Below are 26,403 nucleotides of genomic sequence, written 5' to 3' on the forward strand. Positions count from 1 at the left end.
TTTCTCTCTGCTCAAATGGGTACGTGTATTATCTGTGGTACGCCCGTGGACGGTCGAATCTGTGACAGCCACCAAGAAGACGTCGTGTTTCACTTCGAAGGTGACCATCCCAACCAGTTGGTCCCCCGCCGCTTCTACAGCGGCACCGTCGACGGCTACGCCGACTTCGGCGTGTTCGTCGACATCGCCCCCGGCGTCACCGGGTTGCTCCACCGGAGCGAACTCGACCGCCGACTGGAGAGCCTCGACTGGGAACCGGGTGACACCGTCTTCGTCCAGGTGAAGAACGTCCGCGACAACGGCAACATCGACCTCGGCTGGTCGATCCGGCAGTCCGAGCGTGAGTTCCGCGGCGTGCTGGTGCAGGACGCCGACGGCGAACACGACGTCAGCGGCGAAGCGGAACCGGCCGAAAGCGAACGACAGTCCGAGGCGAGCCAGAAGTCGAAACCCGAATCGGAATCCGAACCCGAATCGGAATCCGAACCTGAATCGGAATCCGAACCCGAGTCGGAACCGGTGCAGGAACAGCAGTCCGCCGAGGCGGACGAAGCCAGCGGAGACGACGCCCGCGGAGACTACGACGAACCGGAACCGACCGGTGAGGCGGACCGCGTCGAGATCGGCACGCTCTCGGACCGCGTCGGTCAGGAGATCCGCATCGAGGGCGAGGTCGTCGGCGCGCGTCAGACCGGCGGTCCGACCGTCTTCGAACTCCGCGACGAGACCGGCGTCGTCGACTGCGCCGCGTTCGTCGAGGCGGGCATCCGTGCCTACCCCGACATCGACGTCGGCGACGTCGTCCGTCTGGACGGCGAGGTCGAGCTTCGCCGCAACGAGATCCAGGTCGAGACCGACGCGCTCGTCGCCCTCGAAGGCGACGAGGCCGAATCGGTCCAGCGTCGACTCGCAGACGCGCTGACCGCTCGCGCCCGCCCCGAGGCCGTGATGCCGCTGGCCGCCCACGACTCGGTCGAGGCGGTCTCCGAGCAGTTGCTCGACGCCGCCGAGGCGCTCCGTCGCGCCATCCTCGAGTCGCGCCCCATCGTCGTCCGTCACGCCGCCACCGCCGACGGCTACGTCGCCGGTGCGGCCGTCGAGCGCGCCGTCCTCCCGCTCATCCGCGAGGAGTACGCCAAGAGCGACGCGGAGTACCACTACTTCACCCGTCGTCCGCTCGACGACGCCGTCTACGGCATGGACGCCGCGACGAACGACGTCACGCGGATGCTGCAGGACCAGGACCGACACGACGAGAAGCTCCCGCTCGTGCTCCTCCTCGGAACGGGGAGCACCGTCGAGTCCAGCGACGGTCTCGGCCTGCTGGGTATCTACGGCGCGAAGCGCGTCGTCGTCGACGCCGCCGTCGCCGACGAGGACGTCGAGGACGACACCGAGGTGCTCGTCAACCCGGCCCGTGCGGAGGCCGACGCCGCGGACCTCTCGACGGGTGCGCTCTCGGCGAACCTCGCCGCGGCCATCAACGACGAGGTCCGCGACGACCTCGCACACCTCCCCGCGATCAGCTACTGGGAGGGCGCACCGCAGGCGTACCTCGATCTCGCCGAGGAGGGGGGCTACGACGCGGATCGCGTGACCGCGCTCCGCGAGGCGGTCGCGCTCGAAGCCTACTACCAGTCCTACCAGGACAAGCGCGAACTCATCACCGACCTGCTGTTCGGCGACGAGGAGGGCCACGACGTCGGTCTCGCCGAGCACGTCGCAGAGCAGTTCCGCATCAAACTCGACGATGAAGTGGAGACGGCCGAGGCGAACCTCGAACGCCGCGAGGAGGACGACGTCGACTTCGCCGTCATCGACACCGACGCGTTCACCCACCGCTTCGACTTCCCGCCGTCGACGCTGTTGGTCGAGGAACTCCACCGTCGCAACCGCAACGGCGGGACGTTCGTCACCCTCGGTCTCGGCATGGACGAACTCTACCTCCGCGGCAGCGAGGAGTTCGACGTGCGCGCGGTCGCCGAGCGCGCTCGTGAGACCCTGCCGAACGCGGGCGTCACGGCGAAAGGTGTCCGCGAGGGCCGCATCGAGTTCCTCTCCGGCGTCCGTACGGACGTGAAAGAGGCAGTCGTCGACGCCGTCGTCGAACAGCTGTAACCGCTGGTTCGCTCGACCGACTCGGTAACTGCCGTCGCCGCTCGCCGTTCTCTCGAATCCTCTTCTCGCCGAGCGGACGGTCCGTCACAAAAGATTAGCTCTAGGAACACGTCTCTCTACTCTATGAACCGCCGCCAAGTCCTCCTGAGCCTCGCAACCACCGCCACTGTCACCGTCGCAGGCTGTCTCGGTTCGGACCAGCCGTCGGGCGAGACGACAGCGAACACGAACGGCGACTCCGAGACGTCTGGAGCCGCCTCTCCCGAGTCGACGGGCACGGCAGCGACGGCCGCCGCCGATCAGACACCAGCGCTCCCCGACGCGCCGTTCGAGGGGATGCGCGCCGACCCAGCCGCGACCTACGCCGTCGGGAAGCAAGGTGGCACCGGGAAGGCGACGCCCGGCGCGCACGTCGTGCAGGTGTGGAACGACGGCGACGACGCCCGCGAGGTGACGGTCGTCATCACGGGCGAGAAGACGGGGACGCAGTTCGACGAGACCGTCGAGATCGCCGGCGGCGACCATCTGAACTTCGCCTTCGAGACGCCCGACGTCTACACCGTCGAGGTGAGCGGCGAGAGCTTCTCGTCGCAAGCGACAGTCGACCGCGACTGGAACGAGTGTTCGACGTCGATGTCGACGATCCGCGTCCACGAGAACGGCACCGAAACGCGCAACACGTCACGGTCGCGGACGTGTCAGTGACGATGCTACAGAACACCCTAGAGAACGCCGGTCGATAGCCGGACGACGGCCGACTGCGCCGCCCATTGGAGCCGTCGCCACGAGGTCGACCCCGTGCTCCGAGCGCGCGGCGAGCAGCGTAACCGTGACGAACGGTTTCGCGACTACGTCTTCTTCGTCGACGTCGTTCCAGGGGAGGGGTACGCCTCGTTCGACACCGTCCGAAGATACGAGCGAAGGTAGCGTCACGCCGACTGCTCCGTCGACGAGGACTCGTCGAGCGGTGTCGAGTGTCGACGGTAACTGTCGTAGACGCGTTCTGCCCACTCGCGTGCGATGGTGGCGTCGGTGTCGACGAACACCCGCATCGCACCCGTCTCCTCGTCGTAGCCGCCGATCCCGACCCGGTCGTCGAAGACGGCGAGACCGTACGGGAGGGCGGACCGGGTGTGGAGCGTGAGACTGCCCGCCTCCAGTGCGGCGTCGAAACGCTCCGGGTCGTCCGTACGGAGTCGCTCGACGACGTCGGGGAGGTAGATCAGTTCCACGTCGCGCCCTTCGAAGACGGGGTCGGGGGTGGCCGTGGACGGAGGGACCATATGCGTCGTGTTGAACCCGCGGAACGTCTCGCTGTCCCGGAGGAGTGAGAGGAAGCGCGTGACCGGGGCGTACGGATCCGACGGCGTCGGGACGGTCACCGTCGCGTCCGCGAACGGTTCGACGACGAACTCCTGGTGGTCCTCACAGATGGCGTCGAGCAGCGGCGCGAGTCGACCTGCGGTGACGAGATTCCGTTCGAACCGGAGCGTCGACTCGGCGACCACCTGCCCCTTACCAGTGAGCACGAAGCGACCGTCGACGCGCTCGGCGAGGTCGTTGTCTTCCAGCCATCGGGTGAACCGATGGCTCGTCGCCCGCGATACGCCGAGGGCGGCTTCGATGTCGCGACGGTCCCGAGGCCCGTCGAAGAGCAGTTCGAGGACCGACCGGTGGCGGACGACGTCGACCAGCTCGTCGGTGTCGAGACGAGCGGTTCGCTCGCTCGGCGTGTCGCCGTACGTCTGTAGGTCGAGCGCGTGTTGGATGAGTTCGTCCAGGAGCTGTCGGTTGGTCATACGTCGCCTCCGTCGGGACGAATTCGATGCGTCCGTTGTTACCAATACACACGCTTCGCCGGGAGTTAACTCTGTCTCACCCCGTGAGACGGGTCTCGACGCGTGGAACTACTCACAGAGGTCGAGAGAGAGTTCAGTGACAGCGACAGAGCTCAGAAATTAACTATAGCCGGGTCGGGGTTCTCTGTTCAGCTATGACAGTCGAACGAGAACGAACGGAGACGACTGCGACGGTCGACGCCCGGCGGACCACCGAGACGGCCGACGCGACCGAAGCGACCGACGCGTTCGTCGAGCAGATACTCGATGCAGTCGCGGGCGCGTTCACCGTCGACACGATGTTCGTCGGCCACCGACTCGGCTACTACGACGCTATCGCCGAGGCGGGAGCAGTGACGGCGGCGGAACTCGCATCGGCGACGGACACCCACGACCGGTACGCGCGAGAGTGGCTCGAACAGCAGACCATCGCCGGGATTCTCGGCGTCGAAGACGAAGATGCCGACGGGACCGCCCGGCGCTACTACCTCCCAGCCGGTCGCGAGGAGGCGCTAACCGATCCGGATAGCCCGAACTACGTCGCGCCGCTGTCGAGTCTCGTCGTCGGTGCGGTCCGTCCCATCGACGCGATTCTGGACGCGTACAGGACGGGCGGTGGGGTCTCCTACGAGGACTACGGCGAGCACTTCCACGAGGGACAAGCGGCGATCAATCGACCGTCGTATCTCCACTCGCTCGGCGAGGAGTGGATTCCCGCGATGTCGGACGTCGACGAGCGCCTCCGGAGCGACCCGCCGGCCCGCGTCGCCGACGTCGGCTGTGGCTACGGCTGGTCGTGCATCGGCATCGCGCAGACGTATCCGAACGTCCGGGTGGATGGCATCGACCTCGACGAAGGCTCTGTGGAGGCAGCCCGCGAGAACGTCGCCGAGGCCGGCCTCGACGACCGAGTGACGGTCGAGTGTCGTGACGCGGGTGACCCGAACATCGAAGGTGAGTACGACCTCGTGACTGCTTTCGAGTGTATCCACGACCTGCCAGATCCGGTCGGTGTGCTTCGGAACGTCCGGCGCATCGTCGCCGACGACGGCGCCGTGCTCGTCGCAGACGAACGGGTCGGCGAATCGTTCACCGCGGAGGGGAACGAGGTCGAGTGGATGATGTACGGCTGGAGCGTGCTGCACTGTCTGCCGGTCGGGATGACCGAACAACCGTCGGCGGCGACGGGGACCGTGATGCGGACCGAGACGCTCCGAGAGTACGCAACCGAGGCGGGGTTCAGCGGCCTGACCGTGCTGCCGGTCGAGGATTACTTCTTCCGGTTCTACCGGTTGGAGCCGTGAGGTGAGACGATGACGACCACTTCTCGGACGGCGGATTTCGAGACGAACGAGTCGGTCCCGTGGCGCTCGCGACTCGTCCAGGTCGTGCTCGCCAGCACGCTGCTCGCACCGCTCGGCGTGCCGCTCGTCAGCCCCGCACTTCCGGTGATCCGCGACGCGTTCGGCGTCACCGACGCGACGGCGAGTCTGCTCGTCAGTGCCTACTTCGTGGCCGGCATCGTGCTGTCGCCGTTCGTCGGGGCGCTCGCCGACCGTATCGGCCGGAAGCGCGTCCTGGCCGGGAGTCTCGTCGCCTTCGGTCTCGTCGGCGGCGCGACCGCGTTCGCGCCGTCGTTCGCGGTGGTCCTCGCGCTACGGATGGTCCAGGGGGTCGCCGCGGCGGGCATCTTCGTCTCGACGGTGACGCTCGTCGGCGACGCCTTCGAGGGGAGCCAGCGGAACGCCGTCCTCGGCGTGAACACGGCCGTCCTGTCGACGGGCGCGGCGGCGTTCCCCGTAGTCGGCGGCGCACTCGTCGGCTACGGCTGGAACGCCCCGTTCTACGCGTACCTCCTGGCGGTGCCGGTCGGCCTCGTCGCCGCCGTCGTGCTCGACGAACCGGCCCGCGAGGAGGTGCGCTCGCTGCCGGGCGTCGACTACCTCCGGAGTGCGCTGGGGGCGATCGCCGGGTCCGGCACCGCCTCGTTCTACGCGGCGACGTTCGCCACGGAGTTTCTCCTGTTCGGGGCCGTGTTCACGGCGCTCCCGTTCCTGCTCACCGCGGAGTACGCACTGACGCCCCTCTACGTCGGGGTCGTCATCACGGCCGCGGAGGCGGCGTCGGTCGTCGCGTCGGCGGCGAACGGCCGACTCTCGCGGTCGTTCTCGAACGGGCGACTCGTCGCGGCAGGCGTCGGTGCCTACGGGGTCGGGTTGCTCGGCGCGTGGGCCGCGCCGTCGGCGCTGTTCGTCGGCGTGTCGATGCTCGCCGTCGGCTGCGGCGTCGGGCTGGTGCTCCCCTCTGTGGACGCTGCGGTGAGCGACCGGATTCCGGCGTCGTTCCGCGCCGGGGCGCTCAGCCTCCGGAACAGCACGACGTTCCTCGGACGGGCGTCCGGCCCGTTCGTCTTCGCCGGTCTCGCGCTCGTCGTCGGCTACCCGGCGCTGCTCTTCGCCAGTGGAACTGTCGCACTGGTCGGTGCACTCGTCGTCGGCGTCGTCGATCTCTCGCGGCGGGGGCGAGCGACTGGCACCGGACGCGAGAGTCCTCGGTAGCCGTCGCCGTCACCGTCGCTGCCGTCGGCCGGGTGCGAGAGCGACACCCTTAACCGCGAAACCGGCAGAAACACACGTAATGAGCCACGCCGTCGCCACCGCGGAGGTGACTCCGCCGTGAGCACCGACACCGACGGGCGGGAGTCCGACGCCTTCCAGCAGGCCTGCGAGGAACTCGCCCGCCGCATCGTCGAGGGCGAGGTCGACCGCGACGACTTAGAGAAGGAGAAGCTCCAGGTCTGTTCGGAGTTCTCGTCGCCGAAGGTCCCCAAGAACGCCGACATCCTCGACCACGCACCACAGGCCCACCGCGACGACGTGAAGGAGGTCACGCGCCGCAAACCCGTCCGGACGGCCTCCGGCGTCTCGCCGGTCGCCATCATGACCTCGCCGCACATGTGTCCGCACGGGAAGTGTCTCTACTGTCCCGGCGGTCCGGCCTCGGAGTTCTCTTCTTCCCAATCGTACACGGGTCACGAACCCGCCGCCGCCCGCGGCGTGCAGAACGACTACGACCCCTACGGGCAGGTGACGCTCCGACTCGAACAGCTCCGACATATCGGCCACCCCGTCGACAAGGTCGAACTCATCCTGATGGGCGGGACGATGACCGCCCGGAGCCACGACTACCAGGAGTGGTTCGTCAAGCGCGCGCTGGAGGCGCTGAACGACTACGACGTCGACAAAGAGCCCGAACCCGCAGAGGACCAGTCGTTCAAGCCCGACCCACAGGACGTCGAGTTCGAGTATCTCGAAGACGTCGTCGCCGAGAACGAGACCGCAGACATCAGAAACATCGGGACGACGTTCGAGACCAAGCCCGACTGGTGTGACCCCGAGCAGATCGACCGGATGCTCGATCTCGGTGCGACGAAAGTCGAGGTAGGTGTCCAGACGACGTATGAGCGCATCAACCGCGAGATGCACCGCGGCCACGGCAATCAGGCCTCCGTCGACGCCAACAGACGGTTGAGAGACTCGGCGTTCAAGGTCGGCTTCCACATGATGCCCGGCCAGCCGGGGATGACGAAGGAGATGTGTGTCGAGGACTTCCGCCAGCTGTTCGAGAACTCCGATTGGCGGCCGGACTACCTCAAGATCTACCCGACGCTCGTCGTCCGCGACACGATCACCTACGACATGTGGCGGCGCGACGAGTACGACCCGCTGACCAACGAGGACGCCATCGAGGTCGTCTCGGAAGTTATGGGGATGATCCCGAAGTACACGCGCCTCCAGCGCGTCCAGCGCGACATTCCCGCTGACTTCATCGACGCCGGCGTCTGGAAGTCCAATCTCAGGCAGCTCGCCGAACAGCGCGCCGAAGAGAAAGGCATCGAACTCCGAGACATCCGCTCGCGCGAAGTCGGGATGAACGAAGAAGATCCCGACCCCGAGAACGTCGAACTCGACGTGATGACCTACGAGTCCGGCGGCGGGGTGGAACAGTTCATCTCCTTCGAGGACACCGAGAAGGACCTGCTGGTCGGCTTCTGTCGCCTCCGGTTCCCTTCGTACTCGCACGCCGCACCCGGCCCGGTGCAGGAGGGCGACACCGTCCGCAGAGAGCTGAGAGACGCCGCGCTCGTCCGCGAACTCCACGTCTACGGCAGTGAGGCCGGCATCGGTACGGCCGACGGCGACTGGCAGCACAAGGGGTACGGGAAGAAGTTGTTGCGGAAAGCCGAGGAGCTCGCCGCAGACGCCGGCTTCGACAAGATCTCCGTCATCTCGGGAATCGGCGTCCGGCAGTACTACCGCGAGAAACTGGACTACTACCAGGACGGGCCGTACGTCTCGAAACGGCTCTGAGCGAAGTCAGCGGGGAGAATCGGACGTTTCAACGGTCACATGGGGCTCGATGGCGACGACAGAGCGCTTCGAGTGTCTTCGTACTACCCTGTTCAGCGTCGCCGACGAGAGATTCCCCGTGCCGACCGGGCAGGGAGACACGGGGAGTGTCGCGGGGGAAACGGAATGTGTCAGGCACGGGTCGGAGTCCCTCTCCACACCGTTCCCCGTACCACCGTTCGCGCCCTCGGACAGTGTCGATTGCGGGCGTGGGCGCGACGATCGCACGACCGTCGAGCGAGCGCGCCGAGCGGTGCTGTTCGCTGACGCAGTAATACTGTACCGCGAGCGACCGCAGGGAGCGAACGCAGCGCAAAAGGTCGAACGACACGTCTTTTCCGTCACCGCCTGAAATCCGGGGTATGGAACCGAAGCAGGAGCTTTCGAGCATCGACCTCGCCGCCCTCGTCACCGAGTTGGGGCGTTACGAGGGTGCGAAGGTCGACAAGGCGTATCTCTACGGTGATGACCTCCTGCGGCTGAAGATGCGGGACTTCGACCGTGGTCGAGTCGATCTCTTCGTCGAAGTCGGCGACATCAAACGCGCCCACACCGTCGCCCCGGAGCACGTTCCGGACGCACCGGGTCGCCCACCGAACTTCGCGATGATGCTCCGTAACCGTCTCAACGGGGCGGATTTCGCGGGGGTCGAACAGTACGAGTTCGACCGCATCCTCGTGTTCAAGTTCGAACGTGGCGACGAAGACACCGAGATCGTCGCCGAGCTGTTCGGCGAGGGGAACATCGCCGTCCTCGACGAGAACCGCGAGGTGGTGAGCAGTCTCGAGACTGTCCGACTGAAGTCGCGGACGGTCGCCCCCGGGTCGCAGTACGAGTTCCCCCAGTCGCGAATCAACCCGCTCGACGTCTCCTACGAGGCGTTAGAGCACAAGATGAACGAGTCGGACACCGACGTCGTGCGGACGCTGGCGACGCAGCTGAACCTCGGCGGCCTCTACGCCGAAGAGCTCTGCACCCGCGCTGGCGTCGAGAAGACGCTGGACATCGCCGAGGTGGGCGAAGAGGAGTACAGGAAGCTCTACGACGCCATCGAACGACTCAAAGAGCCACTGCAGACCGGCGAGTTCGAGCCCCGCGTCTACGAGGAAGAGGACCGCGTCGTCGACGTGACGCCGTTCCCGCTGAAGGAGTACGAGGAGTTGGACGCCGTCGCCTTCGACTCGTTCAACGCCGCGCTCGACGACTACTTCTACCGGCTCGACCTGAGCGACAAAGCCGAGAAGGGCGGCGGTGGGGCCGAGGCCAACCGTCCGGACTTCGAGGAGGAGATCGAGAAACAGAAACGCATCATCCAACAGCAGGAGGGTGCCATCGAGGGGTTCGACGAGCAAGCCCAGGAGGAACGGAAGAAGGCGGAACTGCTGTACGCTAACTACGAGCTCGCCGATGAGGTGCTCTCGACCGTCCGCGGTGCTCGTGACGAGAACGTTCCGTGGAGCGACATCGCCGACACGCTCGCCGAGGGCGCAGAGCAGGGGATCCCCGCCGCCCAGGCCGTCGAAGACGTCGACGGGTCGACTGGCATGGTGACGATCACCATCGACGGCCAGCGCATCGAACTCGACGTGTCGATGGGCGTCGAGAAGAACGCCGACCGCATCTACACCGAGGCCAAGCGCGTCGAGGAGAAGAAGGAGGGCGCACTCGAGGCCATCGAGAACACTCGCGAGAAGTTGGCCGCGTTGGAGAAACGCCGCGAGGAGTGGGAGTCCGACGACGACGAGGAGGAAACGGACGACGACGAAGAGCGAGCCGACGTCGACTGGCTCTCGAAGCAGTCGATCCCGATCCGCCAGCAGGACATGTGGTACGACCGGTTCCGCTGGTTCGAGACATCCGACGGCTTCCTCGTCATCGGCGGCCGCAACGCCGACCAGAACGAGGAGATCGTCAAGAAATACCTCAACAAACACGACCTCTTCTTCCACACGCAGGCACACGGAGGGCCGGTGACGGTGCTGAAGGCCACCGGACCGTCGGAACCCGCCCGCGACGTCGATATCCCCGAGCGGAGTCGCGAGGAGGCCGCCCAGTTCGCCGTCGCGTACTCCTCGATCTGGAAGGAGGGGCGGTTCGCCGACGACGCGTACATGGTGAGCGCCGACCAGGTGTCGAAGACGCCCGAGAGCGGCGAGTACGTCGAGAAGGGGTCGTTCGTGATCCGCGGCGACCGGACCTACTACGACGACGTCGCCGCGGAGGTAGCAGTCGGGATCCGCTGTGAACCCGACACCCGCGTCGTCGGGGGGCCGCCGTCGGCCATCGAAGATGACACGGCGACGAGCGTCCGTCTACAGCCCGGTCGCTACGCCCAGAACGACATGGCGAAGATGCTCTACCGGAAGTTCCGCGAGCGGTTCACCGACCAGTCGTTCGTCCGGAAGGTCGCCAGCGCGGACAAGATCCAGGAGTTCCTCCCGTCGGGCGGGAGCGGCGTCGTCGACGGCGACGGCAACTGATAGGGATTATCGTCGGAGTTCATAGATCCCGCATCCGGGAACCGATTCACATGAGTCGTGAGGCTAAACGTAGGGCTGCGGTTGGCTCCGATAATCCCTATGAGCGTCGGACCGGGACGAGAGGCCGACGTTCGCCGCAGTTCTATCGTCGAGTAGATAATTCTCGAGAAACGCTTATCGCTCTCTCCGTCCTATCTGATGGATGAGAATTGGTGAGTCGAGAGACCGCCGTTCTCGATTTAACCATGATTACAGAATCAATCGACTACCTCCGAAACGACGACGATTGGGTGAAGACCCTCCTCATCGGCGGTGTACTGAGCCTACTGAGTGCGCTCGTGATCCCGACGTTCTTCGTCATCGGGTACATACTTCGCGTCCTCCGCGGGACGATGCGGGGCGACGAGACACCGCCCGTCTTCGACGACTGGGGTGACCTCGCCGTCGACGGCCTGAAAGGGTTCGTCGTCGGCTTCGTGTACTTCCTCGTCCCCGGGGTCGTCGTCGCCGTCGCCGTCTTCCTCGGTGTCGCCGGCGCGGTCGCCGGCGGCGGTTCGGACACGGCCGGCCTGTTCGGCGGCCTCGTGGCGCTCGTCGGCGCACTCGTCGGGTTCGTCCTGATGCTCTTCGCGGCGTACATCACGCCCGCGGCGCTGGCCAACTACGCGGAGACGGACCGACTCGGCGCGGCGTTCTCGTACGGCGACCTGAAGCCGGTGTTGTTCAACGGGACGTACGCGACGGCGTGGCTCTACGCGTTCGCCGTCTTCCTCGTCGCCGGTATCGTCTCTGGCCTGCTCGGTGCGACCGGCGTCGGAGCGATCCTGAGCGCGTTCATCACGTTCTACGCCCTCGTCGCGGCGTACTACATCGTCGGCACCGCCTGGGGCGAGCTCCACCCCGTCGCGATGCGCGACGAGGAGACGACGGACGAGCGCGCGACGATCTGAGCAGACCGGACCGAAGTCACAGTTTTTGGCAGTGTCGACCCACAGAAGCGGTAGCTACCCCGCTCTCGCCGCCGCTTTCGACCCATCGGCGCGGCCACCGTACCGAGACACCGTTATGTGCCCACCCCCCGACCACTCGACCAGATGTTCCGGGAGGCGCTGTCGGCACCGACGCGGACGGACGACGCGGTGACGACGCTGTTCATGGGTGGGTTTCTCGTGTTGGTGGCGACGGTGGTGCCGCTGGCGTGGCTCTTCGCGGTCGCCTCGCCGCTCGTTTTCCTGCTCTTGGTTCCGCTCGTCGTCTTCCCGCCGCTCGTCCTCCGCGGGTACTACGTCCGGACCGTCCGAGTCGGTTTGCGCGACGGCGACGCGACGCCGTCGTTCGTCCGCTGGGGGGCGCTCGTCCGCGACGGCGCGAAGTCCGCGCTGTTGAGCGCGGGCTACCTCCTGCCGTTCGTCGTCCTCGTCGGCGGCTCCGTCGGCCTCGCGGCGCTGCTCGCGTCGAACGTCGTCGCGCCCAACTCGCCCGTCGGCGTCGTAGCGGCGCTCGGCGTCGTTCTCTGTGGATTCGGAACGCTCGGGTACGGCGCCGCCTACCTCTACGTCCGCCCGGCGGCGCTCGCCGTCTTCGCCGCCAGCGGACGACTCCGCGACGGGTTCGCCCTCCGCCGCGTGTTCGGCGTCGCCCGGCGCCGTCGCTACGCCGGTGGCTGGCTCCGCGCGGTGACGGTGCTCACCGTCGGCCTCGTCGTCGCCGCACCGACGACGCTCGCCGTGGTCGGCGTGTTCGTCGCCTTCTACGCGCGTGTCCTCGCACATCTCCTGTACGGCCGCGGTGCCGCCTCCGCTCTCGACGTGACCGACGACGACGAAGACAACCGGGTCGTCGCGGTCGCGCTCGACGACCGCCCGAGCGAGGTGTCGCCGGCAGTCCAGACGGGTCGGACGGTTGGGCCCGCCGGATGCAGCGAGCGAGGGCACCTCACCTCGGCAACGGTCGAGGTGGACGGTGGGGACGGCGACGGGTCGCCTCCGGCGGAGACCGAGACGGGCGTCGATCACGAGACCGACCCGTTCGTCTGGGGTGACGACCGGCGACACGAACCGTGCGTTCGAGAGTAGCGAGCCCCAGAGTTGTACCGACGAACCGACGATACGCACGGAAATCCTTTTGATTGCGACGGATGAGGAACTTGTATGATAGGTGATGCACTGTCGTTCCCGCGGACCGGTGACGACTGGATTCCAACGCTCGTCATCGGCGGTGTGCTGAGTCTCCTCAGTTTCCTCGTCGTCCCCGTGTTCGTTCTACAGGGGTACTTCGTTCGCGTCCTGCGTGCTGCGGTCGACGGCGAGACCGAGGTCCCGTCGTTCACCGACTGGGGAACACTGCTCGTCGACGGCCTGAAACTGTTCGTCGTCAACGTCGCGTACTCGCTGATTCTCGCCGTCCCGTACTTCTCGTTGCTCTTCGCTCTCGGATTCAGTGGCGACGGCGGAGGTGGTGCGCTCGTCCTCGTCCTCGGTCTCGTGGTGTTCGTGCTGGCGCTCGTCGTCGGCTACTTCGTCCCCGCGGCGTCCGCCAACTTCGCCCTCGAAGGCGAGCTCGGTGCTGCGTTCGACTTCGGGACGATCAAGTCCGCCACCTTCACGAGCGACTACGCCGTCGCGTGGTTGCTCGCTCTCGTCGTCGGGTTCGTCGGCGGGGCCGTCGGAGCGGCGCTGAGTTTCCTGCTCGTCGGTATCTTCGTCCTGTTCTACGTGCAGGTCGCCGTCTACTACCTGTTCGGCCGCGGATTCGCGAAGGGAATCGGTCGGCGAGGCGACGACGCAGCGACGACAGCCACGACGGTCTGAGACGAGAAGGCAAGGGTTGTTAGCCCGCGGGTCGTCTGCTCGGCCATGCGAATCGTAAGCCGTGGTCGCGGCGAGGAGGGGCGCGAGCGGATGACGCTCGTCCCCGAGAACGTCGACGACCTCTGGCATCTCTCCTACGTGCTCGAACCGGGAGACCTCGTCTCCGGCGACACGACACGCCGCATCCAGCGCGACGACGACCAGATGCGCGACACCGGCGGCGAGCGCGAACATCTCCACGTCACCCTCGAAGTCGAGGACGTCGAGTTCGCCCGCTTCGCCAACCGGCTGCGCGTCGGCGGCGTCATCGTCGGCTGTTCCCGCGAGGACCAGCTCGGTCACCACCACACCATCAACGTCGAAGAGCGCAACGAGTTCACCATCGAGAAACACTTCAAGAAAGACCAGAAGGACAGGTTGGAGGAGGCCGAACAGGCCTCCGAGAACCCCGACGTGGCCATCGCAACCGTCGAGGAGGGGGCGGCCTACATCCACACCGTCCAGCAGTACGGGACGAAGGAGTACGGCTCGTTCACCCGTCCGACCGGCAAGGGCGAGTACGCCCGTCCTCGCTCGGAGCTGTTCGCCGAACTCGGGAGCGCGCTCTCGCATCTCGACGTCGACGCCGTCATCCTCGCGGGACCGGGGTTCACGAAGCAGGACGCCCGCGACTACGTCGAGGAGAACTATCCGGAGGTCGCAGAGAAGCTGACCGTCGTCGACACCTCCGGCGTCGGCGACCGCGGCGTCCACGAGGTACTGAAGCGCGGCGCAGTCGACGAGGTGCAGACGCAGACGCGCATCTCGAAGGAGGCAGAACTCATCGACGAACTGATGGAGAACATCGCGCAGGGGGCGAAGGCGGCCTACGGCATCGAACAGGTCGCCGAGGCCGCGGAGTTCGGGGCCGTCGAGACGCTGCTCGTTCTCGACGAACGCCTCCGCGACGAGCGACAGGGCCGCGGCGACTGGGACGTCGACGTCAACGACGTCATCGAGTCGGTCGAACAGAAAGGTGGCGACGTCACCGTCTTCTCCGCGGAGTTCGCCCCCGGCGAGCAGTTGAAGAACCTCGGCGGCATCGCGGCGATCCTCCGCTATCGGATGCAGTGATCCGTTCCGAGACGGGACACACGTCGGGACAACCGTTTACTCGCTCGTCCCCTAGTGACACGACGTGTCGGAGTCGCCGAACCGCACGCTGAACGCCCGCTTCGAGCGATGGCTGGACTACGTCTTCTTCGCACTCCTGGAGGTGTGTGTGCTGTCGCTTCCGACACTCGCCGTCCTGACCACCGCCCCGGACCAGGACGCCGTCTCGCTCTCCGCGTTGACGGCGATGGCCGCCGCGACGGTCGGTGTCGGGACGTTCCGCGGGAAGTACGTCGACGTCGGCGAGTGGCCCGAGCCGAGCGACTTCGTGTCGATGCCGTTCCGGTCGGCGTACTACGGGCTCGCCATCGGCGGCGGGACGTGGCTCGGCGTCGTCGCGCGCACCGCCGCCGGACGGTGGTGGGTTGGCGTGGGTGTCACGCTCCTCGTCGTCGTCGCGTCGCTCGGGGCGTTTCCGCGCCTCGTCCGGCGACTCCAGTCGCTCGCTCGGTGGCAACCGTGAGAGCGTCGCCGAACCGAGTTCACCGGACCGGCCGGATGCTCTCCCGCTGCCCGTCGAGCACCGTGAACTCCTCGTCGCGGCGAACCTCCAGCCACCGGAGCAGTCGCTCGGCCCACTGCAGTTTCCTCGCCTTCACGTCGTCGACATCCGGGTCGTCGAAGTCCCAGCCGAGAAAGACCAATTCGCCGGCGCCGAACTCGTCGGCGATGAAGGCCGCCCGGTCGCCGTCGGTGAACCCGCCGTAGTCGACGACGGGCCCGACGGGGGCGGCCTGCGTCGTCGCGAGCACGTGCTCGCGGTCGAACTTCGGTACCCACTCGCGGACGGCGGGGACGTTGTCGCCGTGGGCGTGGGCGGCGACGGGGACGCCCTCGCGAGTCAACGCGACGGCCGTCTCGGGGTTCTTGTCGAGGTCGGTCACCATCAGATCGACCGAGATGTCGGCGTCGCGGAGGACGTCCGTCGCCGTCGACGCCGCGAAGACGACGTCGGCGGCGGCGGCGACGTCCAGTTCGGCGGCGAGCGAGGGACCGGCACCCGCGATCGCGACGGTCGAGTCGGTGACGTCGGCAAAGCGTTCAGTGTCGAACGGGACGGCGAACTCTGCGAGCACGTCGCGGGCACGCTCGTCGGCCTCGCGTCCGAAGCCGAAGTCGGCCAGAATCGCCTCGTAGACGGGTTCCCAGTCGTCGAAGTTCATGGCCGTCGCTCGGGAGTGTTACGGTGTGGTCCGGTCGGGCACCAAGTACCCCTACCCGTGTGCCGTTCCGGCTTCCATCTGCCGAGTTTCTTCCGGGGTGTCATAAGTTTTCTCTTCGAGGTGTCTACCGTGGAGTTATCTCGCCTCGTCGGCGATTCGTTCCAGTGCGGCGTCGAGCGCCGAGGAGACGCCCCCCGCTTCCGTCGCCGTGTTCTCGAAGGCGACGGGCGTCCCGACGGCGAGCAGACTCGTCCCGTCGCGACCCTCGACGAGCACGAGTGCCGTCTCCGCCGCGGCAGCCCGAAGCGCCCCCTTCGACTCGGCGTCGAGACCGGTCAGCTCGAAGACGCGAGTGACGGCGTGACGGGCGGCATCGGGCGCGGGAACGTCGGAAGCGTCGGGAGCGGTGGAGCCGGTGGAACCGCCGGAAGCGTCGGCGTCGGCAGCCGTCCCGTCGTCGCCGCGGACCCGGGCGACGTGGCGGCGGGCCTCCCGGACGGTCGTGACGTCCAGCTCCTCGACGCCGACGTCGCCCGCCTTGCGGAGTCGGCGGCGGGCGAACTCCTTGCCGACGAGCGCCGCGTCACGCGTCTGGCCGACGTCGTGGGTGCGGACGACGTGTGCGCCGCGCTCGACCGCCATCGACGTCGCGGCGAGGCTGACGGGGAGCGCCTCCTCGGTGGAGCGGCCGGCGATCTCGCGCAGGAAGTTCTTGCGGTTGATGGAGACCAAGACAGGCTGGCCGAAGCCGCGGAACTCCCGGAGCCGGTGGAACGTCTCGCGGTCGTGGTCGAGCGTCTTGGCCTCGCTCCACCCGCCGAAGGCTGGGTCGACGATCGTCTTGTCGGTCAGCCCGTTCTGCGTCAACGCCTCGTAGATGTCGTCGACCTCTTCGACCGCGCCGGGGCGTTCGAGGTCCGGCGGACTCGCCATCTTGGCGACGGCGGCGTCGCGGGCCTCGCAGACCTCGGGCATCTCCGGGTCGGCGAAGCCACAGATGTCGTTGACCATGTCGAAGTTGGCGTCGAGGGCCGCCTCGGCGACCTCGTGATAGCGAGTCTCGATCGAGAAGACGGCGTCGCCGGAGACGCTCTCGACGGTCTCGACCGCCGTCTCGAGGCGATCGAGCTCCTCCTCGGCGGAGAGCACCTCGAAGCGCTTGTTCGCGGATTCGAGGCCGACGTCGACGATGTCGGCCCCTTCGTCGATGAGTTCGCGGTCGACGTACTCGGCGGCCTCGCCGGCGTCGTCGAACACGCTCGGCTCGTACGGTGACTCCTTCGAGACGTTCAGCACGCCCATGATCCGCGGCGGGTAGTCGTCACCGATGCCGAGTCCGGCGGCGTCCACGTTGCGCATGGGGATGTCTGAGGACGCGGTGTACATATGCCACCCGGAAGCGGTCGTCCGAAGAGACTGTCCCTCGAGACGTCTCGACGCAGGTCACGCCGAAGCGACGTCGAACGTGACGGTCAGCTCCGGCGGCGTCGACCCCTCCGAGGAGACGAAGTCCCACCCGTTCCCCCCGGAGGGGAGGAACGCCCAGCCGTGGTTCGGTTCGCCTGTGACCCACGACCGGACGCTCGCGGTGACGTCGACGGTCGTCGTCCCGGCGGCGACGCGGCCGGTGGTGACGTCGGCTTCGCCGACGGCCTGATCGCCGTCCGCCTGCACGCCCTCGCCGAGCGAGTTCCAACTGTCGCTGTCCCGCCAGTCGACGAGCAGCCGATGGAGGGCCGCGCCGTCACCCCGGTCCACTGTCCGGAGCGTGAGCGACGCCGACCGCACGGTCGCACCGCGGGGGACGCGGTCGTCCCCGTCGCCGACGACGCCGTCGAACCGGAGCAGCGCCTGTGCCGCCCGTCCCGTCCCGTGGGGGTCGTTCGTGTCGACGACCAGCGTCGACGCCGTCCCGTTGTCGGCGGCGGGGCGGTCCTCCTGGAGGTAGGTGTCGACGGTACCGTCGTAACCGCCGCGTCCGGTCTGGAACGTCAGCGTCCGCGTCTCGGCGCTCTCGTCGGTGTCGTCGCCGTCGCTACCGTCGGCAGTGTCGCCGTCGTCGTCACGTCCGTCCTCGTCGGCCGACGACGCGCCGAACCGGTCGGCGAAGCGCAGATCGAACTGGAACTGGCTCCGGCCGTCGGTCTGAAACTCGTCGAGGGCGGGCGAGTAGGTGCGGACCTCGATGCGGTCGCGGCCGCCGGAGCCGCCGTCGGGGACGAACCGGAGGAGGCGGAGCCACCCCTCGCCACCCTTCGGATAGTCCTGGTAACACGCCAGCAGTTCGTACACGTCGAGACCGGCGTCGTTCTGCGAGATCTGCGCCCACTCGCCGTCGTCGGTGCCGCGGGCCTCGTGGAAGTTGCCGCAGAGTACCATGAACACCTGCGGGTTAGGCGCGACGAGTTTACGGAACAGCTGCTGCCCCGAGTTGCCGTCGCCGCTGTTCTCCTCGACGAACGTCGTCCGCCCCTCCCGTCCGGACTTGTCCCACAGGTACGAGTGCGTCGTGACGATGGTGGGCGTGTCGGGGTGCGCGTCGAGGACGCGCTGTGCCCAGCCGACGGGGGTGTCCGGATCGTCCGGGTCGCCGGGTGCTTCCCACTCGAGGTCGAGATGGAGGAACTCGTAGCCGCCGGCGCTGAACCGCTGGTAGTGGCTGAGGTCGTTCGGTGCGGAGCCGCCGAACCAGCTGTAGTCCCGGTACCGACGCTCGCCGAAGAACCGACGGTAGTTCGCGGTCGACGACCCCCGGTCTTCCTCGACCGCGTAGTCGTGGTCGCCGACGGCGGCGGCGTAGGGGACCTTCCCCTCGATGGCGTTCCAGACTCTGTGCATGCGTCGCCACTCGGTGCGACTACTGCCGTCGTCGACCCAGTCGCCCTCGTGTGTGACGAAGGCGATGTTCTCGGTCTCGAGGTTGTCCGCGATCCACTCGGTCTGGTCTCGCGCGTAGGAGACCAGCGACGAGCGTCGCACGTACTTCTGTGTGTCCGGGACCACCACGAGCGTCCACGCCGGAGTCGCTGCGCTCGCGACGCTCGTTCCGAACCCGCCGAGGGCAGCGACGCCGAGCGCGCCCGAGAGTTTCAGCGTGTCGCGGCGGGTGACGACCGCGTCGTGTCGTCGGCTGCCGGACGTTTCCTCACTGCCTCTCGTCTCGTCTACTTGCATTCTAGACCACGACGTACACTCACTCTCTGTGACAATATTTCTTGTTACTATTTTGTTATTTTTACCGACTGTCGGTCAATCCGTAGCTAACACATAGATGACGTGACACTGTCCGGATTCGTTCACCCGTCGGGGAACCATCGTTCCGAGCGACAGCGTTAGGCAGGCGGCGGCGGAAGTCGGTCACATGGACTGGTCGGTCGACTGGAACCTCCGTCTCCGAATGCTGCTCGCCGTCGCCCTCCTTTTCGCACTCGCCGCCGCGTTCGTCGGCGTCGTGGCGGGAATACTAGCTGCTGCAGCAGAGCCGTTCGGCCTCCCGAGGCTCGTCGCGCCCGCGCTCGCGACACTGTTGCTCGTCGGACTGGCCACACTCGAACTCCGCCAGCGCGACCACGTCGTCCGCGGGGCGGGCGCAGTCGACGTCGACGCGGAGACGGACCCGCGACTGCACCGGACCGTGACGAGCGTCGCACAGCAGGCGGACGTGCCGGTTCCGACGCTGGCCGTCGCGAAGACGGAGACACCGGAGGCGTTCACGGCAGGGTTTCGACCGAGTACGACGACGTTCGTCGTCTCGACCGGACTCCTCGACGAACTCGACGACGAGGAGTTGCGAGCGGTGGTCGCTCACGAACTCGCGCACGTGAAGAACCGCGACGTGGCCGTGATGACGGCGGTGTCGCTGCCGACGGCGATCGCAGAGCGGCTGTACGACCTCGGCACGTCGCCGACGGGCGAGACGACGCTGGAGAACTGGGAGTACCGCTCGGACGGTAAACGAGAGTCGAAGAGCCTCGTCGGGTTCGTGGCGGCGACGGTGGGGTGGCTGTTCGCGCTCGTCGGCCGGGTCGTCGTCGCCATCTTCTCCCGGACCCGCGAACTGGCCGCCGACCGCGGGGCGGTCGTCATCACGGGCGATCCGGCCGCTCTCGCGAGCGCGCTCTCGAAGATAGAGAGACGGCTCCGGGACCGCCCGACCGACGATCTGCGAGCGACCGCGAGCGTCAGCGCCTTCTCCGTCGTCTCACCGGCGTCGGTCGACGAGGTCGGCGACGAACCGATTCGACTCGGTGTCGACGGCGACCGCGCCGCTACGTACCACCACCGGTGGCGACGTATGCAAGCGTTCGTCGGCCACTACCTCCAGACGCATCCACCCGTCGCCGACCGACGCGAGCGTCTGAAGCGACTCGCCCGCGAGCGGTGAAGACACGCTCTTTTTATTCGCGTACCCGCTACTCACGACGTATGGCAAAGGTCAGCGTCGGACTCCGTGGCTGGCGATTCGAGGAGTCCGAGATCTTCGGCGACGACGGCGAGTTCAGACCGCTCGACGAGATACCCGAGGAGCCACGGCAGCGACTCGTCCGGCTCGCACACCTCGTCGAGGAGCCGTGTGACGCCTGTTATCTCGTCCACGGCGAAGCCGAGAAGCGGCGGTGCAACCAGGCGACCATCGTCTACGGCGAACCGGGCGACGAACTGCTGCTCTGTGACCGCCACGAACCGCACTTCCTCTACTGGTTCCGCGAGGAGGACGGCAACGAGTTGGTCGGCGACGAGGAGTTCCGCGACGAGTTCCACCTGTGGTTCGCCGACGGCGGCCGCGCCCCCGAGGAGTACGTCGGGATGGAGTACGTCGAGACCGACCCCGACGACCTGCCGACGCCGCCGGACGCAGAGGAGCTCCACCACCGCCTCAACGAGAACTTCGAGGGGCGGCGCATCGAGATCATCCCCCGCGAGGAGCGCGAGGCGATGCGGAAACAGTCACAGGAGGTCGAGACGGACGACCTCGATCTCGACACCGACTACCCGACGAGATGACTGACGAGACGAGCGACGAGACACGAAACCGAGAGCGTGAACCCGACCCCGCGACCGGGCCACGGAGTCACAAACCCGTCGTGGTCGTCGTCGAACCCGAGACACCCGGCAACGTCGGCACCATCGCCCGAGCGATGAAGAACTTCGGACTGTACGACCTCAAACTGGTGAACCCGCCGAAGTTCGACCCCGACGGCGAGGCGTACGGCTTCGCCGGCCACGCCCGCGAGGACGTGCTGCCGAACGCCGAGACGGTGACGTTCGACGAGATCGTCGAAAACTTTCACACTGTCGGCTTCACCGGCATCACCAACGAGTCGAGCTACAGCCACGACCGCTTCCCGTTCAAGACGCCCGTCGAACTGAAAGAGGACCTGAAGACGGTCGACACGAAGACCGCACTCGTCTTCGGCCGCGAGGGGAAGGGTCTCAGCAACGACGAACTCGCACAGTTGGACGAGGTCGCCTCCATCCCGGCCGACGACCGCTACCCCATCTTGAACCTCGGGCAGGCGGCGACGGTCACGCTGTACGAACTCCGGGAGTTGACCGTCGAGGAGACCCAACTGCCGGACGTCGAGCACGCCCGCGCAGACGAGGCGGAACTCGACCGTCTCTACGACTTCTTCGCGGAGTTCCTCGACGCCTCGCAGTTCCCGGACCACCAGCGCGACCGGGCCGAGTTGATGTTCCGACGGCTGTTCGGCCGCGCACATCCGACCGACAGGGAAGTGAAGACACTGCTCGGCCTCGTCCGTCGCGCGAACGAGCAACTGCGAGAGCGGGAGGAACTGCTGGACGAACTCGGCTACGACGACCGCTGGAACCAGTAGCCGTCCTCGGTGACTACCGAGAGTCGCCCTCGCGGAGCGCGTACATCACTTCCGAGACCATCGACAGCACCACCTCGTCGTCCTGGTTCAGCGTCTCGGTCCGGGTGACGACGAGACCGCGATTCGGCCGCTCGATCTCCTTCTCCAGCACCTCCACCCGTACGGAGAGCACGTCGCCGGGTCTGACCGGGTTCCGCCACTGGAGTTCGCGTACTCCCTTCGCGCCGAGCGATGCCGCCTCCGAGAGATGGTTGTCGACGACGAGTCGCATCGTCATCGACGCGGTGTGCCACCCGCTCGCGATGAGCCCGCCGTACATCGACTCGGCCTCCGCGCGCTCCTTGTCGACGTGGAACCACTGCGGGTCGTACCGTTCTGCGAACTCCAGTACCTCTGCCTCCGTCACCTCGTACGCACCGAACTCCTCGACGTGACCGACGTCGAGATCCTCGTAGAAGATGGTCATTACTGGTGAGTGGGGGGCGGGGATGAAGTAGGTTTTCTGTCGCAAGCGGCGGGGCGGTGGGACGGATTCGACGCTCAGGCGCGCTTCTGGATCTCCTCGCGGAGCGCCGAGCTGACGACTTCGCCGTCGGCCTTGCCGCGGAGTGCACCCATCGCCTCGCCCATGAGCGCCGAGAACGCCCCCATCCCCTCCGTCTCGACCTGTTCCTCGTTGCGGTCGACGACCTCTTGGACGGCGGCGCGAACCTCGGACTCGTCGACGCCCGAGAGACCGGCCTCCTCGACGGCCTCCTCCGCCGAGAGCTCGGGGTTCTCCGCGAGGACGGTCAGTACGTCGACGATCCCCTCCTTCGCGAGGTCCCCCGCGTCGACGAGCTGCAGCACGTCGAGCAGGTGGTCGTCGGTGAGGTTCTCGACGGGGACGTCGTCGCGGCGGAGCTCCGTCGTCGTCGATTCGAGAGTTCCTGCGGCGAGCGTCGCGTCGATACTGTCAGCGACGGCGCGCTCGAACAGCGGCATCCGGCGGCCGAAGGCGACCTGCTCTGCGAGGCCGGCGTCGAGGCCGAACTCCTGCTGGTAGCGGTCGACGCGTTCGGTGAGCAGTTCGGGGACTTCGACGTCCGAGGGGTCGGGTTCGACCGGTGGCACGTCCGTCTCGGGGTACATCCGCGCCGCGCCCGGCAGCGGACGGAGGTAGCGCGTCGTCGCGTCGTCGGTCGCACCGCGCGTCTCCTCGGGGACGCCCTCGACGGCGGCCTCGGCGCGCTCCTTGACGGCGTCGATCGCCAACTCCGCCGTCTCGGAGTCGGCGGCGACGATGGCGACGGCGTCGTCGTCGCCTGCGCCGACAGCCTCCTTCAGCGCGTCAACCTCCGCTTGCGTGACGCCGTAGGCCGGCAGCTCGTCGGTGTGGAAGATACCGCCCGCGCCGTGACGCTTGGCGTGGTCGGAGAACTCCGTGCCGAGACGGCGGTCCGGCTGGAGTTCACGACCGACGAGGCCGTCGAAGCCAAAGAGCGGGACGGCAGTGACTTTCCCGCCGTCGAGTGCGCCCTCGATGACGCCGCTCTCGGTCTCGTCGAAGACGGCGGTGACGTCCTGCGTCTCGCCGACGCTGGCGTCTCGGGCTTCTAGTTCGTCGCGGATGTCGAGCAGCTCGACCTGTCGCTGGACCTCCAGGCGGACGAGATCCTCGATGTCGTCGAGCGTCTGGACGCCTTTCATCTCGACGCGCGCGCCGTCGGCGATGGAGACGTTGACGTCCTGGCGGATGGTGCCGAGACCGCGCTTGACCTTCCCGGTCGAGCGCAGGAGCATCCCGATCTGTTCGGCGGCCTCGCGGGCCTGTTCGGGCGAGGAGATGTCGGGTTTGGTGCCGATCTCGACGAGCGGGATGCCGAGGCGGTCGAGGCTGTAGCGGACGCCGTCGCCCGTCTCGGCGACGCGCCCGGCGGACTCCTCTTCGAGAAGGAGGTCCTCGACGCCGACCGGGCCGTCGCTCGTCTCGATCTGGCCCTCTTGGCCGACGAGCGCCGTCCGCTGGAAGCCGGAGGTGTTCGAACCGTCGACGACGAGTTTGCGCATGACGTGTGCCTGGTCGACGACGGACATCTCCAGCATCGTCGCGATCTGCATCGCCACGTCGAGCGCCTCGTCGTCGATGTGGTGCGGCGGTTCGTCGTCCTCCTCGACGAGACAGGTAGTGTCGAACGCGAGATACTCGAACTCGCGGTCGACGCGGCTCTCTTCGAGCGCGGCGTCGTCGATCTCTCCGAGTTCGCTCTTCGTCGGGTGGAGATAGCGGGTGAACGTCCGGGTAGTCTCCTCCGGTTCGCGTCGCGCCGTCGGACACTGACAGTAGAGTTTGGTCGCGGTGTCGAGCTGCTGGTGGATCTCCAGCCCCGCGACGAGCCCGAGTTCCTCGTAGTCGTACTCGCTCATTGTCGCCATGTGCGCGCGGGGGGAGTAAAAACTGTTCAGTCTGGGGGCGAACCGTCGGCGTCGCGACTGCGCGTCGACTGCGAGAGGAGAAGTCTCACCGCCCCCGTTCGGTGAGCGTCGTGCGGGTGTTACCGTTCGTCGTCGCGGAGTCGGCGCAGCCCCTCGCCGATCCCCTCTGCGTCACAGCCGTCTTCCGGGCAGCGATAGTACCAGCCGTCCTGTGTCGCCTTCCCCTCCGGGAAGCGTGTTCCACATTTTCGGCATACGAGCAGTTCCCGACCCTTTGTCTCTCGATGAAGGTTCACCCCAGGCATATGTGAAGGAACTACCTCGTATGTCTTGAAAATGTCGCTTGTTCCCACTCTCGTGACCAAAGCCGAAAGGTCGACGCCCGCTTTCGATTTTGCCGTCTGACGCGATTAGACTAGTTAGCATACCGCACGATATTTGTCAGTCGCTCTTCGAAAAAGTGCGTCAGTTCTCGAAGTCGGGTCGTTCAGACGACCGCGACTGTCGGTGTGAGCCCGACGAGGCGCGCACAGAGACTCGTCGCTCGGTCGTCCACATTTCCGCGGCTGAACTAGTACGGCGCGATGAAACGCGCGTAGTGTTGTGCCGCTCAGTCGTCACATCCCACGGCTGGAGAGTCGCGCGCGACGAGACGCGCGCAGACACTCGACGCTCAGTCGTTCTTTCCCAGGATACCGCGGTGCGTCATCTTCTCTGGGTCGAGCACCTCGTCGGCCTCCGCCTCGGTGAGGTAACCCTCGTCGACGGCGACCTCGCGGACCGTCTTGTTCTCGGCAAGTGCCTGCTTTGCGACCTTCGAGGCCTTGTCGTAGCCGATCGCGGGGTTGAGCGCCGTCGCCAGCGCCATGCTGCGCTCGACCTGGTCGGCACAGTGCTCCTCGTTGGCTTCGAGTTTGGCGACGAACCGCTCGGCGAACACCTCCGAGGCGTTCGAGAGCAGTTCGGCCGACTCGAGGAAGTTGTGTGCGAGCACCGGCTTGTAGAGGTTGAGGTCGATCTGTCCCTCGGCCGCACCGGCGGAGACGGCGGCATCGTTTCCGACGACCTGTTTGTGGACCTGGTTGACCGCCTCGGCGACGACGGGGTTGATCTTGCCGGGCATGATCGAGGAACCGGGCTGGTTCTCCGGCTGTTCGATCTCGCCGAGGCCGTTACGCGGGCCGGAGGCCAGAAGCCGAAGGTCGTTGGCGATCTTGTTGAGGCTACCGGCAACGGTGCGGAGCGCGCCGTGCGCCTCGCTCATCGCGTCGTGGGCGGCCTGCGCCTCGAAGTGGTTGTCGGCCTCGCGGAACGCGACGCCGGTCTCCTCGGAGATGTATTCGGCTGCTTTCGCGGGGAACTCGGGGTGGGTGTTGAGGCCGGTGCCGACGGCCGTCCCACCGAGGGCGAGTTCGCCGAGATGGTCGCGGACGTAGTCGACGCGGGCGAGCCCCTTCTCGACCTGCGTCTTGTAGCCGCCGAACTCCTGACCGAGTGTGACGGGCGTGGCGTCCTGCAGGTGCGTCCGACCCGTCTTGACGACGTCGTCGAACTCCTCCTCTTTGGTCTCGAGCGCCTCGCGGAGCGTGTCGAGCGCGGGCAGGAGGTCCTTCTCGACCGCTTCGAGCGCCGAGACGTGCATCGCCGTCGGGATGACGTCGTTCGACGACTGGCCGTAGTTGACGTGGTCGTTCGGGTGGACGACGCGGTCGCCGACCTCCGCACCCATGAGCTCGGCGGCGCGGTTGGCGATGACCTCGTTGGCGTTCATGTTCGAGGAGGTCCCCGACCCGGTCTGGAAGACGTCGACCGGGAACTGGTCGTCGTGCTCGCCGGCGATGACCTCGTCGGCGGCCTCGACGATCGCGTCGGCCTTCTCCTCCTCGACGAGTCCGAGATCGCGGTTCGCCTGCGCGGCCGCCTTCTTGACGACGCCAAGCGCACGGACGAAGCGCCGACCGAACGTGATCCCCGAGATGGGGAAGTTCTCGACGGCGCGCTGGGTCTGTGCACCCCAGTAAGCGTCCGCCGGTACCTGCATCTCTCCGAGACTGTCACGTTCGATTCTGTGGTCCTCACTCATGCGCGGCACCACGCAGCATGGTGCGTAAAAGCCATCGGTCGCGGCGTCGTCGGCGTCCGACGCACTGTGCGGACGTCGTCGCTCGGGATATATAAACA

General features: G+C 66.9%; 23 protein-coding genes. 15 read left to right on the forward strand and 8 right to left on the reverse strand.

Annotated elements, in window-relative coordinates; all coding sequences use genetic code 11:
* Nucleotides 1-15: 15 nt before the first annotated feature.
* From BSG17_RS10690 to BSG17_RS28235, 3 genes are all read left to right on the forward strand, one after another.
* Nucleotides 16-2,118: a DHH family phosphoesterase gene (locus tag BSG17_RS10690; RefSeq protein WP_089823798.1), complete on the forward strand. Its 2,103-nt coding sequence runs from the start codon at nt 16-18 to the stop codon at nt 2,116-2,118.
* A gap of 123 nt (nt 2,119-2,241) precedes the next feature.
* On the forward strand, nt 2,242-2,823 hold the full coding sequence (locus BSG17_RS10695) for a hypothetical protein (RefSeq protein WP_089823800.1): 582 nt from the start codon (nt 2,242-2,244) through the stop codon (nt 2,821-2,823).
* 93 nt (nt 2,824-2,916) lie between these two features.
* Nucleotides 2,917-3,045 carry a hypothetical protein gene (locus tag BSG17_RS28235; RefSeq protein ID WP_280141166.1) on the forward strand — a complete coding sequence of 43 codons (129 nt, stop codon included), beginning with the start codon at nt 2,917-2,919 and terminating at the stop codon, nt 3,043-3,045.
* 2 nt (nt 3,046-3,047) lie between these two features.
* On the opposite strand, the gene BSG17_RS10700 is transcribed toward BSG17_RS28235, so the two are convergent.
* Entirely contained in the window at nt 3,048-3,917 is an 870-nt protein-coding gene (locus BSG17_RS10700) for a helix-turn-helix transcriptional regulator (RefSeq protein ID WP_089823802.1), read from the reverse strand.
* A gap of 194 nt (nt 3,918-4,111) precedes the next feature.
* Between BSG17_RS10700 and BSG17_RS10705 the strand changes: the two genes are divergently transcribed.
* The 9 genes from BSG17_RS10705 (at nt 4,112) to BSG17_RS10750 (ending at nt 15,270) form a co-directional block, all read left to right on the forward strand.
* Nucleotides 4,112-5,260 carry an SAM-dependent methyltransferase gene (locus BSG17_RS10705; protein WP_089823804.1) on the forward strand — a complete coding sequence of 383 codons (1,149 nt, stop codon included), beginning with the start codon at nt 4,112-4,114 and terminating at the stop codon, nt 5,258-5,260.
* A gap of 9 nt (nt 5,261-5,269) precedes the next feature.
* Nucleotides 5,270-6,514 carry an MFS transporter gene (locus BSG17_RS10710; RefSeq protein WP_089823806.1) on the forward strand — a complete coding sequence of 415 codons (1,245 nt, stop codon included), beginning with the start codon at nt 5,270-5,272 and terminating at the stop codon, nt 6,512-6,514.
* 117 nt (nt 6,515-6,631) lie between these two features.
* The gene (locus BSG17_RS10715) at nt 6,632-8,326 is read left to right on the forward strand and encodes a tRNA uridine(34) 5-carboxymethylaminomethyl modification radical SAM/GNAT enzyme Elp3 (RefSeq protein WP_089823808.1); all 1,695 of its coding nucleotides are present in this window, start codon (nt 6,632-6,634) and stop codon (nt 8,324-8,326) included.
* A gap of 401 nt (nt 8,327-8,727) precedes the next feature.
* On the forward strand, nt 8,728-10,845 hold the full coding sequence (rqcH, locus tag BSG17_RS10725) for a ribosome rescue protein RqcH (protein ID WP_089823811.1): 2,118 nt from the start codon (nt 8,728-8,730) through the stop codon (nt 10,843-10,845).
* 245 nt (nt 10,846-11,090) lie between these two features.
* Nucleotides 11,091-11,795, forward strand: coding sequence for a DUF4013 domain-containing protein (locus BSG17_RS10730; protein ID WP_089823813.1), 705 nt, complete (start codon nt 11,091-11,093; stop codon nt 11,793-11,795).
* A gap of 144 nt (nt 11,796-11,939) precedes the next feature.
* Nucleotides 11,940-12,920, forward strand: coding sequence for a DUF4013 domain-containing protein (locus BSG17_RS10735; RefSeq protein WP_089823815.1), 981 nt, complete (start codon nt 11,940-11,942; stop codon nt 12,918-12,920).
* Between the two features lie 75 nt (nt 12,921-12,995).
* On the forward strand, nt 12,996-13,655 hold the full coding sequence (locus BSG17_RS10740; protein WP_089823817.1) for a DUF4013 domain-containing protein: 660 nt from the start codon (nt 12,996-12,998) through the stop codon (nt 13,653-13,655).
* Nucleotides 13,656-13,700: 45 nt separating this feature from the next.
* Nucleotides 13,701-14,768, forward strand: coding sequence for an mRNA surveillance protein pelota (locus tag BSG17_RS10745; RefSeq protein ID WP_089823819.1), 1,068 nt, complete (start codon nt 13,701-13,703; stop codon nt 14,766-14,768).
* Between the two features lie 64 nt (nt 14,769-14,832).
* Nucleotides 14,833-15,270, forward strand: a complete 438-nt coding sequence (locus BSG17_RS10750) for a DUF8215 family protein (protein WP_244531515.1) — start codon at nt 14,833-14,835, stop codon at nt 15,268-15,270.
* A gap of 19 nt (nt 15,271-15,289) precedes the next feature.
* Here the strand turns inward: BSG17_RS10750 and BSG17_RS10755 are convergent, their stop codons facing one another.
* From BSG17_RS10755 to BSG17_RS10765, 3 genes are all read right to left on the reverse strand, one after another.
* Nucleotides 15,290-15,970 (reverse strand): 6-hydroxymethylpterin diphosphokinase MptE-like protein, encoded by a 681-nt coding sequence (locus BSG17_RS10755; protein ID WP_089823821.1) that lies wholly within the window; start codon nt 15,968-15,970, stop codon nt 15,290-15,292.
* Nucleotides 15,971-16,105: 135 nt separating this feature from the next.
* Nucleotides 16,106-17,329, reverse strand: a complete 1,224-nt coding sequence (gene folP, locus BSG17_RS10760; RefSeq protein ID WP_089823952.1) for a dihydropteroate synthase — start codon at nt 17,327-17,329, stop codon at nt 16,106-16,108.
* An 84-nt stretch (nt 17,330-17,413) separates the two neighbouring features.
* The gene (locus BSG17_RS10765; RefSeq protein ID WP_089823823.1) at nt 17,414-19,144 is read right to left on the reverse strand and encodes a DNRLRE domain-containing protein; all 1,731 of its coding nucleotides are present in this window, start codon (nt 19,142-19,144) and stop codon (nt 17,414-17,416) included.
* A gap of 187 nt (nt 19,145-19,331) precedes the next feature.
* Here BSG17_RS10765 and BSG17_RS10770 point away from each other — a divergent pair, with 187 nt between their 5' ends.
* The 3 genes from BSG17_RS10770 to BSG17_RS10780 are packed head-to-tail and all read left to right on the forward strand — an operon-like array spanning nt 19,332 to nt 21,807.
* Nucleotides 19,332-20,354, forward strand: coding sequence for a M48 family metalloprotease (locus tag BSG17_RS10770; RefSeq protein ID WP_089823825.1), 1,023 nt, complete (start codon nt 19,332-19,334; stop codon nt 20,352-20,354).
* Between the two features lie 41 nt (nt 20,355-20,395).
* Nucleotides 20,396-20,974 carry a DUF8114 family protein gene (locus tag BSG17_RS10775; RefSeq protein WP_089823827.1) on the forward strand — a complete coding sequence of 193 codons (579 nt, stop codon included), beginning with the start codon at nt 20,396-20,398 and terminating at the stop codon, nt 20,972-20,974.
* Nucleotides 20,971-21,807 carry an RNA methyltransferase gene (locus BSG17_RS10780; protein WP_244531516.1) on the forward strand — a complete coding sequence of 279 codons (837 nt, stop codon included), beginning with the start codon at nt 20,971-20,973 and terminating at the stop codon, nt 21,805-21,807. Before BSG17_RS10775 ends, BSG17_RS10780 begins: the two co-directional genes overlap by 4 nt.
* 13 nt (nt 21,808-21,820) lie before the next feature.
* On the opposite strand, the gene BSG17_RS10785 is transcribed toward BSG17_RS10780, so the two are convergent.
* The 4 genes from BSG17_RS10785 to BSG17_RS10800 form a co-directional block, all read right to left on the reverse strand.
* On the reverse strand, nt 21,821-22,273 hold the full coding sequence (locus tag BSG17_RS10785; RefSeq protein ID WP_089823829.1) for a MaoC family dehydratase: 453 nt from the start codon (nt 22,271-22,273) through the stop codon (nt 21,821-21,823).
* A gap of 74 nt (nt 22,274-22,347) precedes the next feature.
* Nucleotides 22,348-24,213, reverse strand: a complete 1,866-nt coding sequence (gatE, locus tag BSG17_RS10790; RefSeq protein ID WP_089823831.1) for a Glu-tRNA(Gln) amidotransferase subunit GatE — start codon at nt 24,211-24,213, stop codon at nt 22,348-22,350.
* Nucleotides 24,214-24,341: 128 nt separating this feature from the next.
* A complete protein-coding gene (locus tag BSG17_RS10795) occupies nt 24,342-24,527 on the reverse strand; it encodes an HVO_2901 family zinc finger protein (RefSeq protein WP_089823833.1) in 186 nt (61 codons plus the stop codon).
* 368 nt (nt 24,528-24,895) lie between these two features.
* The gene (locus BSG17_RS10800; protein ID WP_089823955.1) at nt 24,896-26,305 is read right to left on the reverse strand and encodes a class II fumarate hydratase; all 1,410 of its coding nucleotides are present in this window, start codon (nt 26,303-26,305) and stop codon (nt 24,896-24,898) included.
* Nucleotides 26,306-26,403 lie beyond the last annotated feature (98 nt).

The sequence above is a fragment of the Halogranum amylolyticum genome, from assembly GCF_900110465.1.
Classification (GTDB): domain Archaea; phylum Halobacteriota; class Halobacteria; order Halobacteriales; family Haloferacaceae; genus Halogranum; species Halogranum amylolyticum.